The 5,138-nt window shown below is 63.9% G+C and carries 5 protein-coding genes; 1 reads left to right on the top strand and 4 read right to left on the bottom strand.

What is annotated here, in order from left to right; translation table 11 throughout:
* Nucleotides 1–1,881, top strand: a 1,881-nt coding sequence (locus AC1D1T_RS29870) for a transglutaminase TgpA family protein (protein WP_477993072.1), incomplete at its 5' end; no start/stop codon positions are given.
* Nucleotides 1,882–1,924: 43 nt separating this feature from the next.
* Here AC1D1T_RS29870 and AC1D1T_RS29865 read toward each other — a convergent pair.
* From AC1D1T_RS29865 to AC1D1T_RS29850, 4 genes are all read right to left on the bottom strand, one after another.
* The gene (locus AC1D1T_RS29865; protein ID WP_477827425.1) at nucleotides 1,925–2,230 is read right to left on the bottom strand and encodes a hypothetical protein; all 306 of its coding nucleotides are present in this window, start codon (nucleotides 2,228–2,230) and stop codon (nucleotides 1,925–1,927) included.
* A 56-nt stretch (nucleotides 2,231–2,286) separates the two neighbouring features.
* Complete coding sequence (locus tag AC1D1T_RS29860) at nucleotides 2,287–2,754, bottom strand: hypothetical protein (protein ID WP_477827424.1); 468 nt, start codon at nucleotides 2,752–2,754, stop codon at nucleotides 2,287–2,289.
* 201 nt (nucleotides 2,755–2,955) lie between these two features.
* A complete protein-coding gene (locus AC1D1T_RS29855) occupies nucleotides 2,956–3,534 on the bottom strand; it encodes an Imm42 family immunity protein (protein ID WP_477827423.1) in 579 nt (192 codons plus the stop codon).
* Between the two features lie 5 nt (nucleotides 3,535–3,539).
* A partial coding sequence (locus AC1D1T_RS29850) for an RHS repeat domain-containing protein (RefSeq protein ID WP_477993071.1) occupies nucleotides 3,540–5,138 on the bottom strand: 1,599 nt, incomplete at its 5' end.

Genomic DNA, 5,138 nt, shown 5'->3' with positions numbered 1-5,138 from the left:
CTGCTGTGGCGCGGCCGCGTCGCGCTGACCGGCGCGGCGCTGCCCGGCCGCTGGGCGCGCGCCGGGCTGCTGGCGCTCGCGGTCGGGCTGACGCTGTTCTCGTTCCGCACGCTGCTCGGCAAGGAGCCGGGCATCACGCTCGCGGTGGTGCTGATGGCGATGAAGACGCTGGAGCTGCGCGCCCGGCGCGATGCCTTCGTCGTGTTCTTCCTCGGCTTCTTCCTGGTGCTGACGCACTTCCTGTACTCGCAGTCGCTGCCGGTCGCGGCCGCGATGCTGCTGTCGGTGTGGGGCCTGCTCACCGCGCTGGTGCTCGCGCACATGCCGGTCGGCCAGCCGCAGCTGCGCAAGGCGGCGCGGCTCGCGCTGCGCAGCGCGGCGCTGGGCGCGCCGGTGATGGTGCTGCTGTTCGTGATGTTCCCGCGCCTGGGGCCGCTGTGGGGCGTGCCGCAGGACGGCCTGTCGAAGACCGGCCTGTCCAACAGCATGCGCATGGGCTCGGTCGCCGAGGTCGCGCAGGACGACAGCGTCGCGATGCGCATCCGCTTCCTCGGGCCGGTGCCGCCGCCCGAATCGATGTACTTCCGCGGCCCGGTGCTCGCGCGCTACGACGGCGAGGAATGGCGACCGTTGGTGCGCTCCGAGTTCGCGCCGCCGCTGCGCGGCGCGTTGCGCACCGACGGGCCGGCATACCGCTACGAGGTCACGCTCGAACCGCTGCGGCTGCCGCTGCTGCCGCTGCTGGAGGCGACCACCGAGGTCGAGCCGATCGAGAACCTGCCGGTGTCGCGCCGCGATGATCTGTCGTGGCGCACGCAGCGGGCGGTCACCGAGCGGCTGCGCTTCACGGCCGTCGCCCACACGCGCTTCCAGCACGGCCCGCTGAAACGCGGCGACGAGCTGCGCGAGTTCGTGCAGCTGCCGACCGGCTACAACCTGCGCACGATCGCCTGGACCCATCAGTTCATGAACCGGCCCGATCTCGCGCGCGCCGATTCGGGCACGCTGGCCCGCGCGGTGCTGCAGCACATCGCCGGCGACGGCTTCAGCTACACGCTCGCGCCGGGCGTGTACGGCGAGACCAACCCGCGGGCCACGGTCGACGAGTTCTGGCTCGACCGCAAGCTGGGCTTCTGCGAGCACTTCGCTGCCGCCTTCGTCGTCGTGATGCGGGCGATGGACGTGCCGGCGCGGGTCGTCACCGGCTACCAGGGCACCGACCCGGCGCCGGTGGACGGCTACTACATCGTGCGCCAGAGCTCGGCACATGCCTGGGCCGAGTACTGGCAGGAGGGCATCGGCTGGGTGCGCGCCGACCCGACGGCCGCGGTGGCGCCCGACCGCGTCGCGCGCAGCACGCGGCTCGCGCCRCAACCGGGGCTGGTGGCGGGTGCGCTCGGCTCGATGAGCCCGCAGTTGCTGGCGCAGTTGCGCGGCGCGTGGGAATCCGTCAACAACCGCTGGAACCAGTGGGTGCTGAACTACTCGCGCGGCCAGCAGCTTGACCTGCTGAAGAACCTGGGCTTCAGCTCGCCGAGCTGGGAAGACCTGGCGCTGCTGCTGATCGGCGCGCTGAGCACGCTGGCGCTGCTGGGCGCCGGCTGGGCATGGTGGGACCGGCATCGGCAGGATYCGTGGCAGCGGCAGGCGCGGCAGCTGCGCGCCGCGCTGCAGCGGGTGGGGCTGGTGGCGCTGCCGCATGACACGCCGCGCGGGCTGGCGGCAGCGGTCGAGGCGCGCTTCGGGCCGCGGGGCGCGCCACTGGCCACGCTGTTGCGCACGCTCGATGCGCAGCGCTACGGGCGCGGCGCGATCGCACGGCCTTCGGCACCCTGGTTGCGTGCAGTGCGTGCCGAGCTGAGGATGCTTACCAGAACTTGAGCACGAGGCGCTCACGCCCAAGCGCCCGACGCGCCGAATTGCGTCAAGTGTCAGGAAGAAGTCGTCTGAAGTAGTTCGACGAGGTCAAGTACTGAACGGCTTTCTCCATTTCACCTCTGGTCACGGTTGGCACAACGATCATTCCCGGGTCGGCCATACATGCTTCGCCCCCCTCGCGAATGAAGTCCAGCCCCACCGCAATGCGCGATGGAGTGAAGAAACAAACGCTGTAAGTAGCACCGGCCTCAAAGCGGACCTTGACGTAGTCGAGCAGGCCACGCTGTTCAGCCTCATATTCCGCGCGCGCATCGAATTCTGCAGGAAGTACGAACTGGTAGGTTCGAGTCATGGTCATGCCTTCATTTCATGATCGCCTTGGAGCAACCTACGCCACTGCACCGCTCGTCATACAGCTTCGCGCCTACACGCAGACAACGGGAACTGCGACTCAAACAACTCCGCAGGTGAGCACGGCATCTGCATCGAGACCGAACCGGGAGGGATTCCAGCAGCAACGATGACTTCTTCGCCGTTCACTCCGCGGAGCAGAAGCCCGCATTCGACCACGACATCCTCGTCTTCGTAGATCACCTTCTCAACCGCAATGATCTCGAGCGCCTCGAATGAACTCTCATTCCCGCTGCAAGACGTCATGGCTGCGCCTTCCACTGGACCATGGGTCAGGCGAATGTTGAGACTGCCGACTTCTTGCCAATCAACAACCTGCGTGCACGCAGAGGAAAACTCGAGCACGGCTCCGGTGTTAAAGATGAACGCTGACTCCCACGCCGCCCGCAGCGTGTGCCCCTCGGGTAAAACGTACGTGACCAGTCGCAGGCCTTTGAACAGATCTCCAAGAGACTTGCCATCCATTGCTTTGCATTGATAGCCGAAGAACCTCTTCCCGTTTGACATCAATTTAGGGTAATGAAGGGTTTCATGAGGTCTGCTCCCGTTTGCTGGTATGTCAATACTCTGGCCACCGCCACTGTTCTTCGGTGGTCCGAAGATTCCATTTGCACCGACCAAGCTTCCTGGCGGCCCAGCCTTGCAGATGCCGATGAGATTTGGCCGTCAATGCTTGATCGCCCCTTTCAAGGCAGCAACCCACTCAGCCTCGAAGAGGCGTTGCCACCGGTCTAGCAGCTCATAGAACTGGCCGGCATCCATCCAGATTTGAGCTAGCGTGCTCGCAATATTTTCTTGTGGACTGGCATTCTTGAAGGCAATCAAGCGAACCTTGTCGCCTTGATCGAACTGGAGAACATGCCCTCCATCATCGAAGGCTGCATCTCCATCAGGAGCCCATACGATTTCATTGGATGCCAATACGTCTCGCAGGACGTCTGCCGACATGCCAAAGAAGTTGTCGTCCTGACGATCTTCGTCATACATCGCCGCTTGTACAGCAGTAGCGAGCTCGGCTGCATTCGGCTCTGAACCGAAGACGGCGCGGTGCCCTCCGCGCCTGGCAATTCGACGCCTCACGGCATCGAATGAGCTGGCAAGCAATGTGGCTTCCGGCGAACGAACACCATAGCTCTTACCATCGACGTGGATGATAAAAAAGCCTAGCGCACGGCTACTGAGACGCTCATATGGCTGAGTAATGCTCGATTCGATGGCGAGTACCGATGGATCTCCGACGATCATAGTGATTAACCTTTGAAATCAAGCAGCCTTCTAATTTCAACTGGAATATTCTTCGGCTGAATGGGGTCAACCCCACCAGTCGATCCATTCCAATGCGTCTCGCCATTGCTAGGCTTCGAGAAGCGGTGGATTGTGCCATCCGCGTCTTTTGCCCATCGGACACCATTCTTGTCGACGACCGAGTTCTCGTAGAGCTGATCGACATTCTTCGGCTCGGGACTTCTCGAGTTGGGATGGTGCTTCTCGTTGGTGATTCGCTTGGGCTTCGAGTTGTCGCCGCCATCCTCGTCCGGCCCACCCGGTGGCAGGCTTGCGCTATTTGCCCCAGTCGATAGTCCATCAGCGGCCTGCTGCAAGAACGCATACGGCCCGGCCATCGTACTGCTTCCAGGAATCTCAGTCGCCTCTTGGACCAACACCAGAGTTTCCCCGGCGAGAAGCGCGTAAAGCTGCAAAGGAGTCAGGCTGGGGAGTCGCACCACAACAGGCTTCGGCCTTTGCATGACCAGCGAGCCGCCCATCAGTGACCGCACGTAGCCGCCCGCGAGCATTCGCTTGTTGTATTTGTCAATCTCCGCCCTGAGAACGGTCAGGCACGCACCGGTGCAGCCGGGATTCACTGCTCCATTGCCAGTGATTTTCACTTCCTTCATTTCCTGGGGCTTCGGCAGCGGCAGCGGCGGAGGCTGCGACGGATGCTGCTCGGGGTCCGGCAACGGCAGCGGCCAACTCCATTTCTTCTGCGTCAGCTCATTCGGATTCCACCCGCTCGGGTCCGTGCTGTTCAGTGGCCGGTTCTCCACATAGCTGTAGCGGTTGTAGCTCTGCAGTTCATAGGGCTGCGTCACCGCGCGGTCGACGGACAGGAAACGCCCAATGGACGCGTCGTACATGCGCCCGTTCATGTGCGTGAGCCCGATGTCGTCGAGCTGCTCATGGCCGGTGAAGCCGCGGTCCGTGCCGCCGTTGACGGTTGGGCTCCAGTCGATCACCAGAGTGCCTGCGGCGTCGTAGTTGCCGTTGGCGAAGCGCCGCTTGCCGAACGGGTCGTACGCATCGCGGGCCGTCACGTCGCCGTTATGGTCGGTCGTCGCCGCGATGCTGCCCAGGTGGTCCTTGTGCCAGTACTCCAGCTTCACTGCTGCCATGCTGGACTGCACTGCTGGTGCGGTCTGTGATGCACCGAGCGTGGGCAGTGCGCCGGTGGTGACCAGCACGCCGAGGCTCTGGCCACCCGCGCTCAGGTAGTGGCGATTGCTCGTGACCGCAGGATTGGCTGCGCTCGGCATCGTCGGCGCATTGACCTCGCTCTCGAAGGCCAGCCCACCGGTGTTGTCCGGATGCAGGTACCACGTCGTTCTTGTGCCGGCGTTGGTGCCGCTCGGAATCGTCCGCACCTCCCGAATGCGCGCGTGGTCTTCGTCGTAGCTCCACACATAGCTCGGGCCACCTGCTGGCCCTTGCACGCCTGTCTGGCTGTCCGGCAGGTTGAAGCCGGTGAAGGTGATCCCACGGTACTTGCCCGCCGTCGCGCTCGCGATGTTCCCGTTCGCATCGAAGCCATAGCTGTTGGCTGCGGCTCCCTCGATGCTTTGAACGGCGTG

This window comes from Rhizobacter sp. P2_H3, from assembly GCF_056403355.1.
Note: the sequence above shows the minus strand (reverse complement) of the source record. Positions and strands in the feature narration are given on the sequence as shown.

Coding starts and splice junctions, on each gene's coding strand:
- AC1D1T_RS29865 (WP_477827425.1), bottom strand. CDS start 2,230: ATGACTCGAACCTACCAGTTCGTACTTCCTGCAGAATTCGATGCGCGC.
- AC1D1T_RS29860 (WP_477827424.1), bottom strand. CDS start 2,754: ATGGATGGCAAGTCTCTTGGAGATCTGTTCAAAGGCCTGCGACTGGTC.
- AC1D1T_RS29855 (WP_477827423.1), bottom strand. CDS start 3,534: ATGATCGTCGGAGATCCATCGGTACTCGCCATCGAATCGAGCATTACT.